General features: G+C 40.4%; 21 protein-coding genes. 1 reads left to right on the top strand and 20 read right to left on the bottom strand.

Features of this window, described 5'->3' with window-relative positions; translation table 11 throughout:
- Positions 1-10: 10 nt before the first annotated feature.
- The 4 genes from rsxE to rsxC are packed head-to-tail and all read right to left on the bottom strand — an operon-like array spanning position 11 to position 3,631.
- The gene (rsxE, locus tag DWW33_RS00815) at positions 11-733 is read right to left on the bottom strand and encodes an electron transport complex subunit RsxE (RefSeq protein ID WP_118638671.1); all 723 of its coding nucleotides are present in this window, start codon (positions 731-733) and stop codon (positions 11-13) included.
- Entirely contained in the window at positions 733-1,341 is a 609-nt protein-coding gene (locus DWW33_RS00810) for an RnfABCDGE type electron transport complex subunit G (protein WP_117841015.1), read from the bottom strand. Before DWW33_RS00810 ends, rsxE begins: the two co-directional genes overlap by 1 nt.
- Entirely contained in the window at positions 1,334-2,281 is a 948-nt protein-coding gene (locus DWW33_RS00805) for an RnfABCDGE type electron transport complex subunit D (RefSeq protein WP_118638670.1), read from the bottom strand. The genes DWW33_RS00810 and DWW33_RS00805 overlap by 8 nt, the downstream gene beginning before the upstream one ends.
- 21 nt (positions 2,282-2,302) lie before the next feature.
- A complete protein-coding gene (gene rsxC, locus DWW33_RS00800; protein ID WP_118087424.1) occupies positions 2,303-3,631 on the bottom strand; it encodes an electron transport complex subunit RsxC in 1,329 nt (442 codons plus the stop codon).
- 196 nt (positions 3,632-3,827) lie between these two features.
- Between rsxC and DWW33_RS00795 the strand changes: the two genes are divergently transcribed.
- Positions 3,828-4,934 (top strand): ribonuclease H-like domain-containing protein, encoded by a 1,107-nt coding sequence (locus tag DWW33_RS00795; protein ID WP_118638669.1) that lies wholly within the window; start codon positions 3,828-3,830, stop codon positions 4,932-4,934.
- Between the two features lie 123 nt (positions 4,935-5,057).
- On the opposite strand, the gene DWW33_RS00790 is transcribed toward DWW33_RS00795, so the two are convergent.
- The 16 genes from DWW33_RS00790 to DWW33_RS00715 all read right to left on the bottom strand — a co-directional run bounded on the left by DWW33_RS00790 (position 5,058) and on the right by DWW33_RS00715 (position 20,588).
- Positions 5,058-5,831, bottom strand: coding sequence for a CheR family methyltransferase (locus DWW33_RS00790; protein ID WP_022243737.1), 774 nt, complete (start codon positions 5,829-5,831; stop codon positions 5,058-5,060).
- Positions 5,832-5,851: 20 nt separating this feature from the next.
- A complete protein-coding gene (gene rpsA, locus DWW33_RS00785) occupies positions 5,852-6,943 on the bottom strand; it encodes a 30S ribosomal protein S1 (protein ID WP_117946910.1) in 1,092 nt (363 codons plus the stop codon).
- Complete coding sequence (gene ispH / locus DWW33_RS00780) at positions 6,924-7,802, bottom strand: 4-hydroxy-3-methylbut-2-enyl diphosphate reductase (RefSeq protein WP_022243735.1); 879 nt, start codon at positions 7,800-7,802, stop codon at positions 6,924-6,926. Before ispH ends, rpsA begins: the two co-directional genes overlap by 20 nt.
- A gap of 1 nt (position 7,803) precedes the next feature.
- A complete protein-coding gene (cmk, locus tag DWW33_RS00775) occupies positions 7,804-8,469 on the bottom strand; it encodes a (d)CMP kinase (RefSeq protein WP_117946909.1) in 666 nt (221 codons plus the stop codon).
- A gap of 36 nt (positions 8,470-8,505) precedes the next feature.
- Positions 8,506-9,741: an NAD(P)/FAD-dependent oxidoreductase gene (locus DWW33_RS00770; RefSeq protein WP_117946908.1), complete on the bottom strand. Its 1,236-nt coding sequence runs from the start codon at positions 9,739-9,741 to the stop codon at positions 8,506-8,508.
- A complete protein-coding gene (locus DWW33_RS00765) occupies positions 9,734-10,663 on the bottom strand; it encodes a MurR/RpiR family transcriptional regulator (RefSeq protein WP_022243732.1) in 930 nt (309 codons plus the stop codon). Before DWW33_RS00765 ends, DWW33_RS00770 begins: the two co-directional genes overlap by 8 nt.
- Before the next feature lie 73 nt (positions 10,664-10,736).
- The gene (locus DWW33_RS00760; RefSeq protein WP_117841009.1) at positions 10,737-11,378 is read right to left on the bottom strand and encodes a hypothetical protein; all 642 of its coding nucleotides are present in this window, start codon (positions 11,376-11,378) and stop codon (positions 10,737-10,739) included.
- Between the two features lie 240 nt (positions 11,379-11,618).
- A complete protein-coding gene (locus tag DWW33_RS00755; RefSeq protein WP_022243730.1) occupies positions 11,619-13,037 on the bottom strand; it encodes an oxaloacetate decarboxylase subunit alpha in 1,419 nt (472 codons plus the stop codon).
- Between the two features lie 10 nt (positions 13,038-13,047).
- Positions 13,048-14,199 carry a sodium ion-translocating decarboxylase subunit beta gene (locus DWW33_RS00750; RefSeq protein ID WP_117697187.1) on the bottom strand — a complete coding sequence of 384 codons (1,152 nt, stop codon included), beginning with the start codon at positions 14,197-14,199 and terminating at the stop codon, positions 13,048-13,050.
- A gap of 10 nt (positions 14,200-14,209) precedes the next feature.
- Entirely contained in the window at positions 14,210-14,572 is a 363-nt protein-coding gene (locus DWW33_RS00745) for a biotin/lipoyl-containing protein (RefSeq protein ID WP_117946906.1), read from the bottom strand.
- Positions 14,573-14,600: 28 nt separating this feature from the next.
- Positions 14,601-15,335 carry an OadG family protein gene (locus tag DWW33_RS00740; protein WP_117697185.1) on the bottom strand — a complete coding sequence of 245 codons (735 nt, stop codon included), beginning with the start codon at positions 15,333-15,335 and terminating at the stop codon, positions 14,601-14,603.
- Between the two features lie 13 nt (positions 15,336-15,348).
- A complete protein-coding gene (locus DWW33_RS00735) occupies positions 15,349-16,785 on the bottom strand; it encodes an acyl-CoA carboxylase subunit beta (RefSeq protein WP_117697184.1) in 1,437 nt (478 codons plus the stop codon).
- A 141-nt stretch (positions 16,786-16,926) separates the two neighbouring features.
- Entirely contained in the window at positions 16,927-18,189 is a 1,263-nt protein-coding gene (locus DWW33_RS00730) for a D-alanyl-D-alanine carboxypeptidase family protein (protein WP_243088476.1), read from the bottom strand.
- 91 nt (positions 18,190-18,280) lie between these two features.
- Complete coding sequence (scpB, locus tag DWW33_RS00725; RefSeq protein WP_117841006.1) at positions 18,281-18,850, bottom strand: SMC-Scp complex subunit ScpB; 570 nt, start codon at positions 18,848-18,850, stop codon at positions 18,281-18,283.
- Between the two features lie 23 nt (positions 18,851-18,873).
- Positions 18,874-19,623 (bottom strand): segregation and condensation protein A, encoded by a 750-nt coding sequence (locus tag DWW33_RS00720; RefSeq protein WP_022243723.1) that lies wholly within the window; start codon positions 19,621-19,623, stop codon positions 18,874-18,876.
- Positions 19,624-19,730: 107 nt separating this feature from the next.
- Positions 19,731-20,588: a metallophosphoesterase gene (locus DWW33_RS00715; RefSeq protein WP_118638668.1), complete on the bottom strand. Its 858-nt coding sequence runs from the start codon at positions 20,586-20,588 to the stop codon at positions 19,731-19,733.
- Positions 20,589-20,649: the final 61 nt, after the last annotated feature.

Genomic DNA, 20,649 nt, shown 5'->3' with positions numbered 1-20,649 from the left:
CATATTCCTCCTATTCACTTTTTTCCTCTGCATCTGCAGCTTTCTTGTCTTTCTCACCGCAGGTTGCAGACATGCTGCATCCGGCACAGTCTCCACTGATACAGCCGGCAGGCTCTGCCAGTGGTTTGCCTTTTGCTTCCATCTTCTGACGAACAATACTCATTAAAGCAACTAAGAATGCCAGTACCAAGAATGCACCCGGTGCCATAACAAAGATATTGATTGGTGTATACCATTTCAGTGAAAGAATCTGGAATCCAAACAACTGTCCTGCACCTAAAATCTCACGGACAATACCGATACAGGTTAATCCGAAGGTAAATCCAAGTCCCATACCAACACCGTCTAAGATAGATAATACAGGTGGATTTTTAGATGCATAGCTTTCTGCACGTCCAAGGATAATACAGTTAACAACAATAAGAGGAATATATACACCAAGCTGTGTAGCCAGTGCCGGTGTATAAGCTTTCATAATAAATTCTACAATGGTTACCAAAGATGCTACGATAACAATGTATGCCGGCATTCTGACACCATTTGGAATTGCTTTACGGAATAAGGAAATCAACAGGTTAGAGAAAATCAATACCACTGTTGTAGATAATCCCATTCCCAGTGCATTCATTGCTGATGTTGTTACTGCCAGTGTCGGACACATACCAAGCATCAGTACAAAGGTAGGATTTTCTTTAATCAATCCGTTATATACGCGTTCTAAATACTTATTCATTATTCAGCGCCTCCTTCCAATTCATTCTGGAAGTATGTAATGCAGGCATTTACACCATTGGTCATTGCTTTTGATGTAATGGTTGCACCGGAAATTGCTTCAATCTCGTTATCAGCAGATGGTGCCTGTTTCACAACGGTAAAGCTGTCTACATTCTTATTCTTATACTGTTTGGAGAAGTCTTCTGTCTTTGCCTTGTCTCCAAGTCCAGGTGTCTCTGACATACTGGTAACGGAATAGCCGTTTACGGTTCCATCATTCTTTATGCCAACAGAAAATGTGATATTACCCTGGCTTCCGTCTTTAGCTGTTACAGTAATCACATAGCCTAATACATTGCCATCTTTATCTAATGCTTCCTGCACACCATTGATTTCATCACTGTAACCATTCTGCTCTAACAGGCTGGCTGCGGCTTCTGCATCAAAATCATAGGTGGAAAAAGAATCTGCATCTTCAAACACTGCTTTGTATGCAGCCTGTGCAGTTGCCTCTTCTGCCTTTGCAATCGGATCCTTGGTAATCTCATATACCAGTCCGAGAATAAATCCGATTACTACGGTAAATACGGTTAAAATCAACGCGTCATGTACAATCTTCTTATTCATGCTGCTTTGCCTCCTTTACCTGACCAAAGGCCTTTGGAATTGTAATCCTTTCAATCATTGGAACCAGAAGGTTGCTTAAAATAATTGCAAAGGATACACCTTCTGCGTTTGCTCCAAAGATACGGAATAATCCGGTAAGAATACCTAAAAGAATTCCATATAAAATCTGTCCCTTCGGTGTGATCGGTGATGTTACATAGTCGGTTGCCATAAAGAATGCACCAAGCATTAATCCACCACCACAAAGCTCAGCAACGATATAGTCGATGTCAAAGCCATGTCCGCCGAACAAGCTGATAAATATTATAAATGTAATGATATAGGTTCCCGGAATCCGAAGTGTAATGACACCCATCAGGATTAAGAACATTGCTCCAATTAAGATAGCAATAGCGGATGTCTCTCCGATGGTTCCGGCGGTCTTACCAATTAACATATTCATGGTATTAACAGCTCCAACACCCTGTTCTCTGATCAGAGCCAGTGGAGTTGCTCCTGAATATCCATCTACGGTAAAGTTTGTCATGTCTGCGGCAAATGCTATCAGTAAAAAGCATCTTGCACCCAGTGCCGGGTTCATAAAGTTCTGTCCCAGTCCGCCAAACATCATTTTAACAATAACGATTGCAAATACACTGCCGATTACAGCTTCCCACCATGGAAGGGATGCCGGCAGGTTTAATGCAAGTAACAGTCCGGTAACTACCGCACTTAAATCACTGACGGTATTCTTCTTATGTACAATCAGATTGAAAATCCACTCTGATGCAATACAGCTTGCAACAGATACCAAAATCAATACTGCTGCTTTATATCCAAAATTAACAATACCAAATATACTTGTTGGAAGCAGAGCTATAATTACATAAAGCATGATTCTGCTTGTTGTATCTTTGGCTCGTACATGTGGTGATGATGATACATGATATAACTCACTCACAATAGTCCACCTCTTTCTTTGTTATTTATTTTTTTTCTTTTCAGCAAGAACCTGTTTTTTCATTGTCTTAATAAGCTGTGCTAACGGACGTTTTGCCGGGCAGATAAAACTGCAGCTTCCACATTCCACGCACTCAAGACCATGCCATTTTTCAAATCCTGCCATATCTCCATGCTCTGAGAATTTAGATAATCTGGATGGAACAATCTGTTCCGGACATGCTTCTACGCAACGCCCACAATTGATGCATGCTGTTGCATCTGCATCTGCTTCTGCCACTTCATCTTTGGTCATACAAAGGAGTGCTGAGGTAGTCTTGGTTGTCGGCACATCTAATCCGAACATGGAAAAGCCCATCATTGGTCCACCGGAAATAATTTTCTCCGGCTGCTCTTTAAATCCACCGGCAGCATCTAAAAGTTCCTGGAAACTGGTTCCGATTAAGAACTCAAAGTTACCCGGCTCTTCTACTGCATCACCGGTAACTGTAAAGATTCTGCTTGTAACAGGTTTTCCTTCTTTTACTGCATGGTATACAGCAACCATGGTTGCAACATTATCTACGATACATCCTGCATCTGCCGGAAGCATCTTGGAATTAATTGCACGTTTAGTTACTGCATAAATAAGCTGACGTTCACCACCCTGTGGGTATTTTGTCATAAGAGGTGCGACCTCCATACGAGGCTCATCTTTCGTTAATTCTAATAATTTTGCGATACAATCCGGTTTATTATTCTCGACTGCAAATACACCCTTGGCATGTTCAAACATACTGAGAATAATACGCATGCCTTCTACCAGTTCTTCCGTGTGGTCTAACATGATGCGGTAATCAGATGTCAGATATGGTTCACACTCTGCACAGTTGGCAATAATATAGTCGATTTTTTCCGGTTCCTTCGGAGATAATTTTACGTGGGTTGGGAATCCTGCTCCACCCATACCAACAACTCCCGCTTCTTTTATACGGTTAATAATTTCTTCTTTGGAAAGAGCACTGACATCTTCTACTGCCTGATACTCTACCTCATTAAATTCACCATCGCTTTCAATTACAATGGAGTTCACCATATCACCTGTTGGAACTCTTCTTGGCTCAATTTTCTTAACAGTTCCGGATACGGACGCATGGATTGGTGCAGATACAAAGCCGCCTGCTTCTGCTATCTTCTGCCCCTTCAAAACGGTATCTCCTACCGCTACGATTGGTGTTGCCGGTGCTCCAATATGCTGCGATAATGGATATACCAGTTCACCTTTGGGTAATAATTCACGTATTGGCTTATCTTTTGATAAATCCTTTCCTTCGAAAGGATGGACGCCACCTTTAAATGTCATTAAACCCATCTTATGTGCCCCTCTTTCTATGATAGTATTGTACTGCATATGCAATGCATTTAACATAAAATGTATTATAACACAAATTAGTTTTTTTTGACACACTAAAAAGATTTTTTCTCAATATTTTTGTCGATTTTAAACAAGGAATGATTACTTTTTTCCCATACATCGTGTATAATAAAAAAATAACAGGAGGACAGATATGAAAACAATTGTACATGAAATTCCATATAGTCCGGCTTCGAATTTAGATGAGGAAATATTCACTGCTTCCTCTGTCTTTTTCGATATCGAAACTACCGGATTTTCCCCGGCTCATACCAGTCTTTATCTGATTGGATGTGCCTATCACATAGAACAGATGCTTTATATCAAACAGTTTTTTGCCGAAACACCGGAAGAAGAAAAAGAAGTACTTGAGCAGTTTCTTTTGCTATTAGACGGTTTTGATACAATTATCACTTTCAATGGAATCGGCTTTGATATTCCTTATCTGAAAGCAAAATGCAATACTTATGAATGTAACGAGCACTTTGCTGATTTTACTTATGTGGATATTTTCAAATCCATTTCCCAGATAAAGCATATTCTCCAGCTGCCAAATTACAAGCAGAAGACCATCGAAGCTTTTCTTGGTATTGGCAGGGATGACTTATATTCCGGCGGTGAATTGATTGAGATCTATCATTCGTATACCAAGGAACCACGTCCGGATAAATTGGAAATTCTTCTGCTCCACAACTACGAAGATGTTCTGGATATGCCTGCATTACTTCCCGTCTTATCCTATGTCCATCTGTTTTACGGACAGTATTTATCCTGCAGTGCTTCTGTTTCTGAATATACAGATTATAAGCAACAGAAAAAGAAAGAACTGATTCTTTCTATTGAGCCGGAATTTCCATTTCCAAAGCATATTTCCTGCCGCATAGGTTCTGTTTATTTCTATGCAAAGGGCAAAAAATGCACCCTCTCCGTCCGTTTAGAAGAGGATGCCCTGAAATATTTCTTTCCAAATTATAAGGATTATTATTATCTTCCGGCTGAAGATACTGCAATGCACAAAAGTGTAGCATCATATGTCGATAAAGAACACCGCAGACAGGCTACCGCTGCCACCTGCTATACCCGGCATGAAGGAAGCTTTCTTCCACAGTACGAAGAGCTTATTTCTCCTTCTTTTAAACACGACTATAAGGAAAAAATTTCTTACTTTGAACTTACGGAAAAATTTCTTTCATCGCCGGAGCTTATCAAAAGTTATGTAAATCACTTGTTAGACGCTATAAAAAACAAGAAAATTAAGTGATACCTACCTTATACGCCGCAGTGTGCATCCTCGCGGAGCGTTTTTTACTTTACAGGAAAGCAATTTCCTGTAAAAAAAGACCTCTTTCCCAATTTTGAGAACGAGGTCTTTACTATGTCATTATTATTTCTGAAAGAAAAATGACTGATGCCTTTTTAAATTCAACTCACGATAATTCATAATCTGCTCTGTACTTCCGATAAATAACATTCCATCTTTTGCCAAAGAATCATAGAACTTGCGATAAATCTCATCTTTTGCTTCTTCTGTAAAATAAATTACTACATTTCTGCAGACAATCAAATGACAACCTGATGGATATGGATCCCGCAAAAGATTATGTTCCCGAAATTCTACATGCTTTTTGATTTCATCGGAAATCTTATAGGATTTTCCTACCTGTGTAAAATACTTACGCTTCAAATCATCCGGTACAGATTCAATGCTCTTTTCGTTATAAAGTCCAACTCTTGCTTTCTCAAGTACCTGTTTATCAATATCAGTAGCAATTATATGTATCTGGTTCAGCGGAACATGCTTTGATAAAGCCATTACAAGAGAGTATGGCTCATCTCCGGTAGAACACGCTGCACTCCAGATTTTCAAATTGCTGCCAAACTGTTTTATAAGTGCCGGGAAAACCTCTTCGTCCAAAAACTTCCACTGTTCCGGGTTCCGGTAAAATTCTGAAACATTAATAGTCAGGAAATTAATAAACTGGTCAAACTTCTCTTTATCTGTATGAAGCAGATGTACATACTCATCATAGGACTGAGCCTTATTCTTTACCAAAAGGCTGTCAATCCTACGACGCATCTGTTTCTCTTTGTAAGCATTTAAGTCAATCGTGGTCATTGCATATATATCTTTTTTAAACTTTTCATAGCCTTCAAACATATATGCTACCTCCTACCTTATTATTCTTCTGTAGGAACTTCTTCTGTATCAGCTTCCTCTTCTGGCAGAAGCGCTTTCATGCTTAAGCTGATTTTCTTGTCTTCTTCATTAAAGTCAACTACTTTAGCTTCTACTTCCTGACCTACTTTTAATACATCAGAAGGTTTCTCAACATGCTCTCTAGAAATCTGGGATACATGAAGTAATGCATCTACTCCAGGAGCTAATTCTACGAATGCACCAAAGTCTGTCATTCTTGCAACAACACCTGTTACCACATTACCTACTGCATATTTCTCTGCAGCATTATTCCAAGGATTCTCATCCTCAAATTTCATGCTCAGTGCAATCTTACTCTCATTGATATCTTTGATGAATACTTTTACAGTATCGCCAACTTTGAATACTTTCTTAGGACTTTCAACACGTCCCCAGGACATTTCAGAAATATGTAACAGTCCGTCTGCTCCACCAAGGTCGATGAATGCACCAAAGTCTGTTACGTTCTTTACTGTACCTTCTACAACATCACCAACATGGATTCTCTCCATGAGTTCTTTCTGTTTTTCAGCTTTCTCTGCTACTAAAAGCTGTTTTCTGTCACCAATAATTCTTCTCTTTCTTGGGTTGAACTCAGTGATTACAAATGAAATTTCCTGTCCTTCATACTTAGATAAATCTTTCTCGTAAGTATCTGATACAAGGCTTGCAGGAATAAATACTCTTGCTTCGTCAACTACAACACTTAATCCACCGGATAATACCTGTGTAACCTTTGCGGTAAGCACTTCCTGATTGTTAAATGCTTCCTCTAAACGCTTGCTTCCTTTTTCAGCAGCAAGACGTTTGTAAGTAAGAAGTACCTGTCCTTCTCCATCATTTACCTTTAAAACTTTGGCTTCCATAGTGTCACCTACGGATACAACGGTGGTCAGGTCTACATTTGCTTCGTTCGTATATTCATTACGTGTAATAATTCCATCTGACTTATATCCAATATTAAGGATGATCTCATCTGGCTTAACACCGATAACGACGCCTTCGACTACCTCTCCATTTCTTATTGTTTTAAAAGATTCTTCCAACATTTGTTCAAAACTCATTTCTGACATTATTTTGAACCTCCTCAATAATTTTATTTGGGGTAGATGCCCCTGCGGTAATACCTACGTTATCAATGGTCCGAAGTACTGCCGGATCCAAATCATCTATGGTTTGTATATAGTAAGTATTTGCACATTCGTTTTTACATATTTCAAATAACTTCTGTGTGTTGGAACTGCTCTTCCCACCAACCACAATCATTGCTTCAACTTCTTTTGCCAAAGCCCTCGACTGGGTCTGCCGCTCTTCCGTTGCATTACAGATTGTATTTAAAACAATTATATCATAACCTTTTTTATTTATAATTTCAACTAATTCTTGAAATTTATTGTAGTTAAATGTCGTTTGTGATACGATACAAACCTTTTTTCCTGCTGAAACCCGGAAATTTTCTGCTGCTTCCCTCGTTCCAATTACCGTAATTTCCTCTTCATTTCCCCATCCACGGATTCCTTCTACCTCCGGATGGCTGGCATTTCCGATAATTACAACATGATAACCGGCATCTCCATATTCCCGTACATGACGATGTATCTTCTTTACAAAAGGACAGGTGGCATCCACGATATGGTAACCGGCATTTTCTAATGTCTGATATATTTTTTCGCCTACACCATGGGAACGGATGACGATGGTTCCTTTTTCTGATTCTTCTATTTCTGAAATATCATGGATTACGGTTACGCCCTTTGCCTCTAAATCCTTTACCACTTCTTCATTATGAATAATCGGTCCGTAAGTATAAATCGGGTCTTTTATTCCATCCTTTGTTTCATCGTTTGTTTCAAGCTGTGCATAAACCATATCTACTGCACGCTTTACACCGAAACAGAAACCTGCACTTTTTGCAACTCTGACATTTTTCATATTAACATTTTTCCCTATAAATATTTTTGATGGTTTCTACCACTTCTTCAATTCCCATATCCGAAGAATCTACAAGAATGGCATCTTCTGCCTGCTTTAATGGTGAAATCTCCCGGTGCATATCCTGATAATCACGGTCCGCAATATCTTTTTTAATCACTTCCAAGTCACAGGCAGCACCTTTTTCCTGCAATTCCTGATATCTTCTCTCGGCTCTTGTTTCAACACTTGCAGTAAGATAAATCTTTACCTGGGCATTCGGCAGCACACAGGTTCCGATATCTCTTCCATCCATGATAACATCTTTATTTGCTGCAAGCTTCTGCTGTAATTCAACCAGTTTTTTGCGGACTTCCTTATAAACACTGGTGGCAGATGCCATTTTTCCAACTTCTTCTTTCCGGATTTCTTTGCTGACATTCTCACCGTTTAAAAGCACCTGCTGTTCTCCGTTCTCATAGGCAATAGATACTTCCACGGTTTTACAGGCATCTGAAATTGCTGCCTCATCTTCCTTTGCAATGTCATTTCTCATAAAATACAATGCCATACTCCGATACATGGCTCCTGTATCTACATATATAAAAGAAAGTTCCTTTGCAAGCTGTTTTGCTATAGTGCTTTTTCCGGCTCCTGCCGGTCCGTCAATTGCTATATTAAAGCTCATTTTTTATCCTCCGATTTTTCTGCTTTTTTATTCTCTTTATTCATTTCCAATACTGCTTCCTGCCAGATATCCGGTAGACCAGGCAATCTGCAGATTAAAGCCGCCGGTAAATGCATCCAAATCCAATACCTCTCCGGCAAAATAAAGATGCTTTGTTAATTTTGATTCCATGGTCGATGGATTTACTTCTTTTACGGAAACACCACCCTTTGTAATAATGGCTTCCGAAAAGCCCCGTAAACCAGTCAATGTAACCGGGAACTTCTTTGTCAAGTCCACCAGTCGCTGCCGTTCCTCTTTGGTTACTTCATTGACACGCTTTTCTGCTGGAATCTTAGCAAGTCTTAAAATAATCGGCAGGAATTTGGACGGATATAATTTTTCAATTCCATGAATCACCTGCCGGTTCTTTGCTTCTTCAAAGTCCCTTAAAATTCTGTGATCTAACTGTTCTTCCGAGAGTGCCGGTTTCCAGTCAATATATAATTGCAGCGGCTGTTTTCTTACTGCATCATTTACCACGCTGCTGGCACTTAACATCAGCGGTCCACTTACGCCAAAATGGGTAAATAACATTTCTCCAAAAGCTTCATACAAAAGCTTTTTGCCCTGATAAATGCTCGCCTTTACATTTTTCAACGATAGCCCCTGCAATTCTTTGACATATTCCTCTTCTGCGTTAAAAGGCACAAGGGATGGACTGCAGGTTTTTATGGTATGTCCGCAGGCTTCTGCGAAACGATAACCATCCCCGGTAGAACCGGTAGATGCATAAGAACAGCCACCTGTTGCAATAACTACTGCATCTGCCGGCATTTTCTTTCCCTCTGCAGTAATTACTCCATGTACACAATTCTCCGATACCATAAGTTTTTCTACCGTTGTATGATACATAATCTTTACTTTATGTGCATTCAGGGAGCGTTTTAAGGCTGCAATGACATCCGATGAATGGTCTGATACCGGAAATACACGGTTTCCCCGTTCCACCTTTACCGGTGTTCCATTCTGTTCAAAGAAATCCATGACCCGGAAATTGTCATAAGAATAGATTGCGCTGTATAAGAACTTGGAATTCCTTGGAATGTTTGAAAATAGTTCTTCCGTATCACATGCATTGGTAAGGTTGCATCTTCCTTTTCCGGTAATGAATAATTTTTTCCCGATTTTCTCATTGCGTTCTAACAATACGACCTGATGTCCCTGCTCTGCCGCAGCAATTGCTGCAAAACAGCCCGCCGGTCCACCACCGATTACAAGTACCTTACTCATCTGCATCTCCTAATTTGGCATATCTCATTTTGATTTTATCATCAATATAATTAATTTCATCATTTTCATATACCTGATATTCATTCCAGATATCCTCTAGGGTCTCCAATGTCTTGGCAACCTCACCCTGCTTCTTCATACACAGAGCAACAATCAGTGCGTTGATAACACTAAGCGGTGCCACCAGAGAATCCACAATAGATGCCATATCACTTCTTGCAATCAGATTACAGGAAGAATATAAATTCATTGGGGAATGCACACTATCTGTTAATGTAATTACTTTTGCATTCCGGTTATTGGCAAATTCCATTGCCTTTAAGGTACGCATGGAATATCTTGGAAAACTGATTCCGATAATGACATCATCCTTACTGATTCGCACCATCTGTTCAAATAATTCACTGGAATTATTGGTCTGAAGCAATGTCACATTTTCAAACATCAGATTAAAGTAAAACGCCATAAAAGCTGCCAGTGGAGCGCAGCTTCGTATTCCAACAATATAAATATGTTTTGCTTTGATAATGGTATCTACTGCCAGTTCAAAAGCATGCTCATCAATATGTTCCAAGGTATCCTTAATTTTCTCCTGATCCGACTGCAATACCGTTTCTAATATATGCGACTGGCTGATTCTTCCATAAGTCACTTCCATACGCTGAATGGAGTTGAGCTTATTGCGAACCATCTCCTCTAAAGCCTTCTGAAATTCCGGATAACCCTTATAGCCTAAATGTGTAGCAAATCGTACTACAGTCGATTCGCTCACACCTACTACCTGTCCCATTTTTGCTGCCGTAAGAAATACCGCCTTATCATAATTATCCGTAATATAGGTTGCTAATATTTTCTGTCCTTTGCTTAAACTTCCATAACATTCGTTGATTCGACTGGTCAAATCATTGGTATTCCCATTCATAGTTCCTTCTTCTCGATTCTACAAATATTTTGCATTTTTTATGTCGTTTTAACATCTTTTTGCAGGATTTTCGTCAGTTTCCATGTCGTCTGGCAATTTCCTGCTTCTGCTTGGAGGCGACATAAGTCCCCAAGTCGAGATTTGCCTGCTTTACCGTACATCCTACAATCACTTTCGTTTCATCTACCGGCTCCTGACGAACAGCCATACCGGATAACTGCACTTTAAGCCTGCTTGCTTTATCTTCAAACGTCAAATGAAACGGTCCCATGGAAAGATAATTCATATCCGGCATCCCCACAAATGACACTCCGGTAGCACTGATATCCTTCACAACCACAGAACGATTTGCTCTGGTACTGTCAATGGACAACATTCCATCCAGTCCCAGATACTGGCGATACGCCTGTCTGCGGTTCCATTTTATTCCTTCACGCTTGCATACAATTGCATGATATTTTTCTTTTCCTGCCTGGACGGTCTGCATTCTGCACCCCTCCCATATCAGCGGTTTGATTCCATCTTCCATATAAATTACACTGATATGCACCTTATCTCCGGAAAAATTAATAATTTTTCCATCATAACGTATTGGCTCAATTAATAAAATGCCTTCTTTTCCAAAAGCAACTGTACTATCATATTCTGCTGAAGCATTCTCCACTTTCACCAGCACCTGCACCGGCTCCCCTGTCCCCAATTCATACAGTTTCATTGTCCTTCACCTTTTTCCTCTCCAAATACCGTGAAAGAACTGCCACAATATTTTCAAATGCTTTGCAATTAAAATTGTCTACCCCATGACAAATCATGACTTCATCATAGCAATCTTTTGTCCTCTTGTCCATAGAATTTTTATGTAATTCTGATATTCCATTATACCAATCAAAAGGAAAACAGCTACAGACATATTTGTCTGTAGCCGCTTCTTTACTGCTATAGATAGCAAGGTACCCTATACCGGATATGCTCCGTTCTTTGTATCTGCAATTGTTGTATCAACTTTCGTCTGCTGTGCCTGACGATATTTGAAGAACTCAGTAGCAACCTGTGGGAATAATGCATAAGATAATACATCTTCATCCTGCTGTTTGTACTGTTTCATTTCAGCTTCAATCTTATCTAATTCAGGCTCAAGTAAGTCTGCCGGACGGCAGGTAATTGCCTTATCTTTGTCAGCACCAAGAACCTTATCCACAACTTCCGGATTGAAAGGTTTTACAGTCTGACCATATTTTCCAAGAAGAATATCCTTGGTCTCTTTGGTAGCAACTTTGTAACGCTCACCCATTAATACGTTAAATACAGCCTGTGTACCAACAATCTGGGAAGAAGGTGTAACAAGTGGTGGCTCACCAAGGTCTTTACGAACGCGAGGTACTTCAGCCAGTACTTCTTCGTATTTATCTTCCTGTCCCTGCTCTTTTAACTGGGAAATCAGGTTGGATAACATTCCACCCGGTACCTGATATAACAAAGTCTTGATATTAACACCAAGTACCTTTGGATTCATCAGGCCGCTGTCTAATGCTTCCTCACGCATTGGGCGGAAGTAATCAGCGATTTCAGCCAGTTTGTTCTGGTCAAGACCAGTATCATACTGTGTTCCCTTGAATGCTTCTACCATAACTTCGGTTGCAGGCTGGCTGGTACCAAGTGCAAATGGTGACATTGCGGTATCGATAATGTCACATCCAGCTTCTACTGCTTTCATGTATGTCATGGAAGCAACACCGGAAGTATAATGTGTATGCAGTTCGATTGGAAGGCTGGTTGAAGATTTCAGAGCCTGAATCAGTTCGGTTGCTTTCTGAGGAACCAAAAGTCCTGCCATATCCTTAATACATAAGGAATCAGCACCCATGTCTTCTACTCTCTTTGCCATTTCCATCCAGTAATCCAAGGTATAAGCATCTCCTAATGTATAGGATAATGCAACCTGAGCATGTCCTTTTTCTTTGTTACATGCTGTTACTGCTGTCTGAAGGTTACGAACATCATTTAAGCAGTCAAAAATACGGATAATATCAATTCCGTTTGCAATAGATTTCTGTACGAAATACTCAACCACATCATCTGCATATGGACGATATCCCAAGATATTCTGTCCACGGAACAGCATCTGAAGTTTAGTTTTCTTAAATCCATCTCTTAATTTACGAAGTCTCTCCCATGGATCTTCTTTTAAGAAACGAAGGCAGGCATCAAATGTTGCTCCACCCCAGCACTCTACTGCATAATATCCAACTTCATCCATTTTCGGGATAATTGGAAGCATCTGTTCTGTTGTCATTCTGGTTGCAATCAGAGACTGATGTGCATCACGAAGAACAGTTTCTGTAATTTTTAAAGGTTTTTTCATTTCTTCTGACATTTCTATCCTCCTATATACCAAAGATTGCCATAAATACACCGGCAGCTACTGCTGTACCGATAACGCCGGCAACGTTTGGTCCCATTGCATGCATAAGTAAAAAGTTTGTCGGGTCTTCTTCTGCACCAACCTTCTGCGATACACGCGCAGCCATAGGCACGGCGGAAACTCCGGCAGAACCAATCAACGGATTAATTTTTCCTTTGGTAATCCAGCAAAGCAGTTTTCCAAAGAGGACTCCGGCTGCAGTACCAAACATAAATGCAATCAGTCCAAGAGCAACAATCTTAAGTGTGCTGAAATTTAAGAATGCTTCTGCACTGGTAGATGCACCAACGGAAGTACCCAGAAGAATAACTACGATATACATCAAAGCATTGGATGCTGTATCTGTAAGCTGTCTGACTACACCAGACTCACGGAAGAGGTTACCAAGCATAAGCATACCAACCAACGGAGCGGTTGTCGGAAGAATCAGACATACAATTGTAGTAACTACGATTGGGAACAAAATCTTCTCCAGTTTGGATACCGGACGAAGGTTCTCCATCTTGATTGCACGTTCTTTCTTTGTTGTAAACAGTTTCATAATTGGCGGCTGAATAATCGGAACCAAAGACATATAAGAATATGCTGCCACCGCAATCGGTCCCATCAATGCAGCCTGTCCTAATTTACCGGCAAGGAAGATAGAGGTCGGACCATCTGCTCCACCGATAATAGATACGGCTGCTGCTCCCTTGTCATTGAATCCCATCAGAATTGCAAGCAGGTAAGCTCCGAAAATACCGAACTGTGCTGCTGCTCCTAAAAGGAAGCTGATTGGGTTTGCAATCAAAGGGCCAAAATCTGTCATCGCACCAACTCCAAGGAAAATCAGAGAAGGTAAGATTGACCACTCATCCAGAGTATAGAAATAATAAAGTAAACCACCGACACCATTGCTGGTCTCTTCCGGACTTGCAATAATGTCCGGATAAATGTTAACCAGAAGCATACCAAATGCAATCGGAACCAGAAGAAGAGGTTCATAACCTTTCTTGATTGCCAGATATAAGAATACGCAGGCAATTACAATCATAAGGTAGTTACCCCAGGTCAGGTTAAAGAATGCAGTCTGATGCAGGAGGTTACTCATTGTGTCTCCAACATAACTTAACATAATTTTCCTCCTAGTTGTTCATTGTAGCAAGTAATGCTCCTGCTTCTACGCTGTCACCAACTGCAACTTCGATGCTTGCAACTGTTCCGTCTTCCGGTGCAACAACAGGAGTCTCCATTTTCATAATTTCAAGAATCAGAACTGCATCACCTTTCTTTACTGCTGTTCCAGGCTGAGCCTCAATCTTGAATACTTTTCCGGCTGCTCCGGCTTCAATCTTAATGCTTCCTGCTCCGGCTGCTGCCTTAGGTGCTGCTGCTTTTGCTGCAGGAGCTGCTGCCTTTCTTGGTGCAGCTACAGGTGCAGATGCTCCGTTCTCTTCTACGGTAACATCATAAACATTTCCATTTACTGTAATTGTATAGTTTTTCATCTTTATATCCTCCTAATTATTCTTCAAACTATCTTCTCTTAATGGAACGTACTACAAATCCATCTGTAGAACTTCCTGTTGCTGCCGCAATTGCAGCAGAGATAACTGCAACAAGTTCCAAATCATCCTGAACCAGCTCTTCTTTCTGAGCAATCTGTTCTACTACTTTATCTTCTTTTGCAGCAGTTGCATCAGCCGCATTCTTTTTCTTATTCTGTAAATAAGGAATAATGCGGAATGCATAAATAATAATACTGATTAAAATTAAGATTACAAATACGGTACCCATGCCCATAAGTGTATTCATTCCGGCTTTGCCCATTTTCTCGCCAAGTGAATATACCTTGTCAAATGTCATACTGGTAAGTTCCGGTGTGTCTGTAGTTGTATCAAATACAACAGTAAAACTCAAATCACGGTTGGTATAATTCAATGTCTGTTCCATTACCATTGTCTTATTTGACTCTGTCATGGTAAAGTCACCAAATCCCTGGAAATCTCCTTCGTCAGCAACAGCTTCTTTCCAACTGCTATAGAAGTTGTAGTTTACTGCATCGCTCTTCTCTGAAATGGAAGAAAGAGCATTATCAATATCAGCTTCTGACACAGTAGTTATCTGCTGTACTGTCTGTTGTACTGTATCCTTCCACTGGTCATAGGTGCCTCCATTGAATGTTATTGAAGTCTGATCTGTCTTACCACAGGCCGTAACAGAAAATGCAAGCAGACAAACACATACAAGCATCCACAATTTTTTCTTCATAAGATTCACCTTTCTATTTTGTTCCATGTTTCTTATATGGAGTATCCATACGTTTTGTAAACAGCATTTCAAAAGCTGCTACAAGATATTTTCTGGTATCAGCAGGCTCAATAATCAAGTCTACATATCCTCTCTTAGCTGCAGTTACAACGTTAGACTGTAATGCCTCATATTCTTTTGCTTTCTCAGCAAGCTTGTCCGCATCAGCGTCTGCATACATAATCTCTGCTGCAAGACGTGCATCCATCATACCGGTCTTAACATCCGGCCATGCGTATACAAGGTCAGCACCGATTGCTTTGGAGTTCATCATTACTGCTGCACTTCCGTAAGCATTACCGGTAAGCAGGCTAACCTTAGGAACGGTAGCATTTGCAAATGCATATGTAAGTTTAGCCAGAGCTTTTGCAAGTCTTCTTTCGCTGCATTTTGTTGCTGTAAATCCAGCCACATTGGTAAGAGATAATACAGGAATATCAAATGCATCACAGAACTGGATGAATTCAGAAGCTTTTTCACAGCCTTTTGCACAAAGTGCTGCATCATGCTCTGCGACTTTCTTTCCTTCTTCATCATATTCTTCTGTGCAGTTAGCAACAGCACCGACAGTCAGTCCGTTTAACTGGATGAATCCGGTTACCATGCTCTTTGCATAATCCTTCTTTGTCTCTAAGAAATTGTGATTATCAGAAATCTCGCTTAATACGAAACGAGGATCGCCTTTCATGGTATCTACATTTTCGCATGCACGGTTCAAATCATCTTCACAGTCTTCCATATAACCATTCTCTGTGTTATCTGCCGGAAGCATGCAGACCAGTTCACGAATCTGTGCAAAGATTTCTTCTTCAGAACCTGCCATATCAATGACGCCGGTCTCTGTGCTCTGGAAATCTGCAGAAGAAGTATCACATTTTCCAACGTAATTTCCTTCGATTGCGTTTGGTGCATTTACAAACATTTTGGCTTTATCAGCTTCCATATATGCAAAATCACATAATCCAGGTACTACGGTAAGTCCGCCGCCACAGTTGCCAAATACAGCACAAATCTGTGGAATTACTCCGGATGCCATAACCTGTTTTTCATAAATCATTCCTAATGCATTCAAAGCATCTACTGATTCCTGAAGACGAACTCCGGCACAATCCAAAAGTCCGATTACCGGTGCACCCATCTTCATCGCCCTGTCATAAACAGCTGCAATTTTCTTTGCATGCATCTCGCCAATTGTTCCATTTAATACGGAAGAATCCTGACTGTAGACAAATACCAGATTACCATCAATCAGACCATGTCCGGTAATGACACCATCTGATGGCGTAGCTTCATCTGCCAGATTAAAATCCGTATTTCTTGCGGTTACCAGAGAACCTATTTCCATAAAGCTGTTTTCATCCAGCAAACGGCAAATTCTCTGTTCTGCTAAGTTATTACTTCTGTTGCTCATCTCTTAGTCCTCCATCTATTTTAGAAAAAATAAAATTTTTCGCTAGGGTAATTGTAGTACATTGACCAAAACTTTTCAATAGCAAATTGTTAATTTTTTCACAGATTTTACATATCGCATTTTATGGCTGATTTTCTGACTTTATAAAGAAAAAAGGTCAACCATTCTGAGGCAGCTGTAGCGGTAATCCCATGCCGGAACACTGTCTTTTAAGACAAGTTCTTCCTCTCTCACCACCTGCCCGTTCAGTATATACTTAAGGGTTCCAACAGTAGTTCCTGCTTCCACCGGAGCCTCAAGTCTCTGCTTTCTCTCCAATTTAAATTCAATGGATTCATCCTTACGAAGCAGTATATTTTCTATCTGTTTTTCCTCTGTCCTGTTCTGAACCTCTGTCATCTTAATTCTGCTATAGTCTTCTGTCTTTGCCCCACTTATCTCAAGAGGACATTCTGCTTCCTTGGGGATTTCCAACTCCAGAAGATTTACCTTTTCAAATGAATCAATTCCATACTGCATCAACTGTTTTGTGTCTGACCATTTATAATTCTTATTGTTTGGCCAGCCGCAGCCCAAAAGTGCCACCACATAGGTACGGTCATCCCGCCGCAATGCTCCCACATAACAGTATCCGGCATTGCCCGTAAAACCGGTTTTACCACTGATTGCTCCGTCCATCATCGTAAGGAAACGGTTGTGATTATTGCAGCTGTAGTTTCGTGTTCCTTCTATATTAGAAAAGGAATAGGACGGTGTCTGCGTAATTTCAAGAAAAGTCTCTTTCATGGGAGACTCATTGATGCAATAGCTCATAATCCGGGCAAGGTCGGCTGCTGTCGTTCCATGGAATCCGTTTTCATCTTCCTTATCCAGTCCGTTTGGCGTAATGAAATAGGTATCCATGCAGCCAAGCTCCGCCGCCTTCTCATTCATCAAGCCAGCAAATGCCTCCACACTTCCTGCCACATGTTCCGCAATTGCCACTGCCGAATCATTGTGGGATTCTAACATCAGAGAGAAACAAAGGTCTTTTAATAAAAACCGTTCCCCACTTGCTCCATTCAGCTGCACATCCGGCTGGGAGGCTGCATAATCAGAAAATGTAACCACGTTATTTAAATCTGCATGCTCTAATGTTACAATCAATGTCATAATCTTTGTCGTACTGGCATTTGCCCGGCGCACATCCTCTTCTTTTCCAAACAAAATACGCCCTGAATCCGCATCCATTAAGCATGCAGACAGTGCGTACAAATTCTTTGGTTCTTCAATTTCTATTTCATTTTCTTCCTGCGTTTCATCCGGATTATCCTGTGGCAGCGGTTCTGCCGGAATATGATTGGAACTAAAAAATATAAAAAACAGAGATAATGCTGTCATTTTCTTCCACCGTCTCTTTTTCATGACCGCTCCGAAATACATTTTCTCTGCATTCTATTCATTTCTTTCTATGATTATACTTCGATTATACTTCCGCTTACTACATTCCCTGTTGCTATACTTCAAGCTTCATTTCTGCTTCCTGTTCAGCCTGATGCTTGAATTCTTCCACCTGGTCTTCATTCAGCACCGGGAGTTCATCGATGGAATGCACACCAAAGCTCCGTAAGAATTCCTCTGTTGTGCCAAATAGCATAGGTCTGCCCGGAGCATCCAATCTTCCCACTTCATTGACCAGATTATATTCCACCAGTTTGCTTACTGCATGGTCGCAGGATACGCCACGGATTTTTTCAATCTCCGCCTTAGTGATTGGCTGCTTATAAGCAATGATGGATAAGGTCTCTAACAGTACGTCTGTAAGGACACGCTTCTTCGGCTGTTTTGCAATCCGAATCAGATATTCATACATTTCATTCTTCGTACACATCTGATAAGCACCGTCCAGTTCGATAATCTGGATACCTCTTTCTTCCTGCTCATATTTCTGCTGGAGTGCTTCTATTTTCTTTTTGGTTTCCTGTTTGTCTAATTCAATTGCATTGGCAATTTTATCCAATTCTACCGATTCCCCCATGGTAAATAAAATTGCTTCTATAATTGCTTCATAATTCTTTTCTTCCATTACTACCCTCATATAATAAGAGCCTAGGCTGCAACCTTGGACTCTATTCTGATATCATCAAATATTTTATCCTGATAAATGGTTATCTTGCCCATCTTCATCAGCTCAAGCACTGCAAGGAAGGTCACGATAATCTCCATCTTGCCACACTGTGCTTCTAAAAGACTGCGGAAGCTGAAATGTGGATGTGTCATTGCATACTGCTCTAAATATACCATTTTATCGGACAGTGATACTTCTTCTTTCTCAATCTTGCCAAATTTGGAACGAACCGGGTCAATCTTATCTTCCTGCTTACGCATGATGGATTTGAAAATATCATTCAATTTCTTCAATGTGACATCTGCCATCAGTTCCTCTAAATCCACCGGCTCTTCATAGGCAGCTACCTCGTCCGGAATCGTCGGCTCCTTAAACATCACCTTTTCCGCATCCATCTGACGGTCTTTTAATTCATAGGAAATGCATTTATACATCTTATATTCCAAAAGCTGTTCTACCAGTTCTGCTCTCGGGTCTTCTGCTTCCTCTTCTTCTGTCTCTTTTGCCGGAAGAAGCATCTTTGATTTAATATCAATCAGTGTGGCTGCCATGACTAAGAACTCACTCATAACATTTAAATCCTGCCGCTTCATTTCCCGGATATATTCCATATACTGATTGGTAATCTCCACAATTGGGATATCATAGATATTTACTTTATTCTTATCCAGCAGATGAAGGAGCAAATCTAACGGTCCTTCGAACACCTGCAGCTTTACTGTTAATTCCATTTCAAAACCTCTCCATTCTTTCCTAGCACATCTATTTTAACGGTATCTAAGAAAAAACGCAAGTGTTTTCACAAGATTTAGTGTTTTTCACAACTTTATGTCACAAATCAAGCAATATCTTGTGGTTTTATAACCATAAACACAAGTTCCGCCCGGTTAAAGATTCTGATATGAAAGGTATGGGTTCCAAGCCCCCGGCTTACGATTACTTTCTTTCCCTCAAAATCAAAGGCTCCTGCATCATATTTCGGGAACCACTGAAACTGCGGAGAAATCAGGCTTCCAACGCCCGGAATCCGTATCAGTCCTCCATGATTATGTCCGCAAAAAGTCAAATCCGCTCCCCAGTCTGCATATTCCTTCGCGTATCTTGGATTGTGTGCTAACAGCACCTGAAATGTATCTTCCGTCTGCTCCGGAAGCATTTTCTCAAGATAATCCTGTGGAAGTGGCACATCCACTCCTTTTTTATAACAGGACAATGGAATTTCAAGCCCGGTAACCGCCAGTTCTCCAAAAGCTTCTGTTTCATTATGCAGTACATGGATGCCAAGCTCTTTTACCTTATTTTCAAAAGCGAAAAATTTCTCCTGATACTCACTTTTTCTTATGTGGGCACGGGATTCATGATTTCCGTAAGAATAATAAACCGGTGCAATCCTGCACAGCTCTTCCAATATCTTTAACGCTGTCTCATAGGTGTCACTTTTCCTGCTGACCACCATATCTCCTGGAATCAGAATCAGATCCGGCTGTCCACTTCTAATTGCATCTAAAAGCCGGATGTTGTCTTTTCCATACTGAAAACCATGCAAATCTGCCAGTACTGCTGCCTTATATTCTCTTTGCACTTTACCACTTTTTATCTCATAATCCGTTCTTGCAAATTTTTTTAATTCCTGCCATTGCCAGATTATGTAAACCAAAATCACACATGCTATTACAATAATGATTTTTAATAACATCTTTCACCTCTTTGCATCAACAAAATAAACCATGCTTTATCTGCATATTTCTTTCTCTTCT

This window comes from Roseburia sp. AF15-21 (assembly GCF_003479505.1).
Lineage (GTDB): Bacteria > Bacillota > Clostridia > Lachnospirales > Lachnospiraceae > Roseburia_C > Roseburia_C amylophila.
Note: the sequence above shows the minus strand (reverse complement) of the source record. Positions and strands in the feature narration are given on the sequence as shown.

Coding starts and splice junctions, on each gene's coding strand:
- rsxE (WP_118638671.1), bottom strand. CDS start 733: ATGAATAAGTATTTAGAACGCGTATATAACGGATTGATTAAAGAAAAT.
- DWW33_RS00810 (WP_117841015.1), bottom strand. CDS start 1,341: ATGAATAAGAAGATTGTACATGACGCGTTGATTTTAACCGTATTTACC.
- rsxC (WP_118087424.1), bottom strand. CDS start 3,631: ATGGGTTTAATGACATTTAAAGGTGGCGTCCATCCTTTCGAAGGAAAG.
- DWW33_RS00795 (WP_118638669.1), top strand. CDS start 3,828: ATGAAAACAATTGTACATGAAATTCCATATAGTCCGGCTTCGAATTTA.
- DWW33_RS00790 (WP_022243737.1), bottom strand. CDS start 5,831: ATGTTTGAAGGCTATGAAAAGTTTAAAAAAGATATATATGCAATGACC.
- rpsA (WP_117946910.1), bottom strand. CDS start 6,943: ATGTCAGAAATGAGTTTTGAACAAATGTTGGAAGAATCTTTTAAAACA.
- ispH (WP_022243735.1), bottom strand. CDS start 7,802: ATGAAAAATGTCAGAGTTGCAAAAAGTGCAGGTTTCTGTTTCGGTGTA.
- cmk (WP_117946909.1), bottom strand. CDS start 8,469: ATGAGCTTTAATATAGCAATTGACGGACCGGCAGGAGCCGGAAAAAGC.
- DWW33_RS00770 (WP_117946908.1), bottom strand. CDS start 9,741: ATGAGTAAGGTACTTGTAATCGGTGGTGGACCGGCGGGCTGTTTTGCA.
- DWW33_RS00765 (WP_022243732.1), bottom strand. CDS start 10,663: ATGAATGGGAATACCAATGATTTGACCAGTCGAATCAACGAATGTTAT.
- DWW33_RS00760 (WP_117841009.1), bottom strand. CDS start 11,378: ATGAAACTGTATGAATTGGGGACAGGGGAGCCGGTGCAGGTGCTGGTG.
- DWW33_RS00755 (WP_022243730.1), bottom strand. CDS start 13,037: ATGTCAGAAGAAATGAAAAAACCTTTAAAAATTACAGAAACTGTTCTT.
- DWW33_RS00750 (WP_117697187.1), bottom strand. CDS start 14,199: ATGTTAAGTTATGTTGGAGACACAATGAGTAACCTCCTGCATCAGACT.
- DWW33_RS00745 (WP_117946906.1), bottom strand. CDS start 14,572: ATGAAAAACTATACAATTACAGTAAATGGAAATGTTTATGATGTTACC.
- DWW33_RS00740 (WP_117697185.1), bottom strand. CDS start 15,335: ATGAAGAAAAAATTGTGGATGCTTGTATGTGTTTGTCTGCTTGCATTT.
- DWW33_RS00735 (WP_117697184.1), bottom strand. CDS start 16,785: ATGAGCAACAGAAGTAATAACTTAGCAGAACAGAGAATTTGCCGTTTG.
- DWW33_RS00730 (WP_243088476.1), bottom strand. CDS start 18,189: ATGAAAAAGAGACGGTGGAAGAAAATGACAGCATTATCTCTGTTTTTT.
- scpB (WP_117841006.1), bottom strand. CDS start 18,850: ATGGAAGAAAAGAATTATGAAGCAATTATAGAAGCAATTTTATTTACC.
- DWW33_RS00720 (WP_022243723.1), bottom strand. CDS start 19,623: ATGGAATTAACAGTAAAGCTGCAGGTGTTCGAAGGACCGTTAGATTTG.
- DWW33_RS00715 (WP_118638668.1), bottom strand. CDS start 20,588: ATGTTATTAAAAATCATTATTGTAATAGCATGTGTGATTTTGGTTTAC.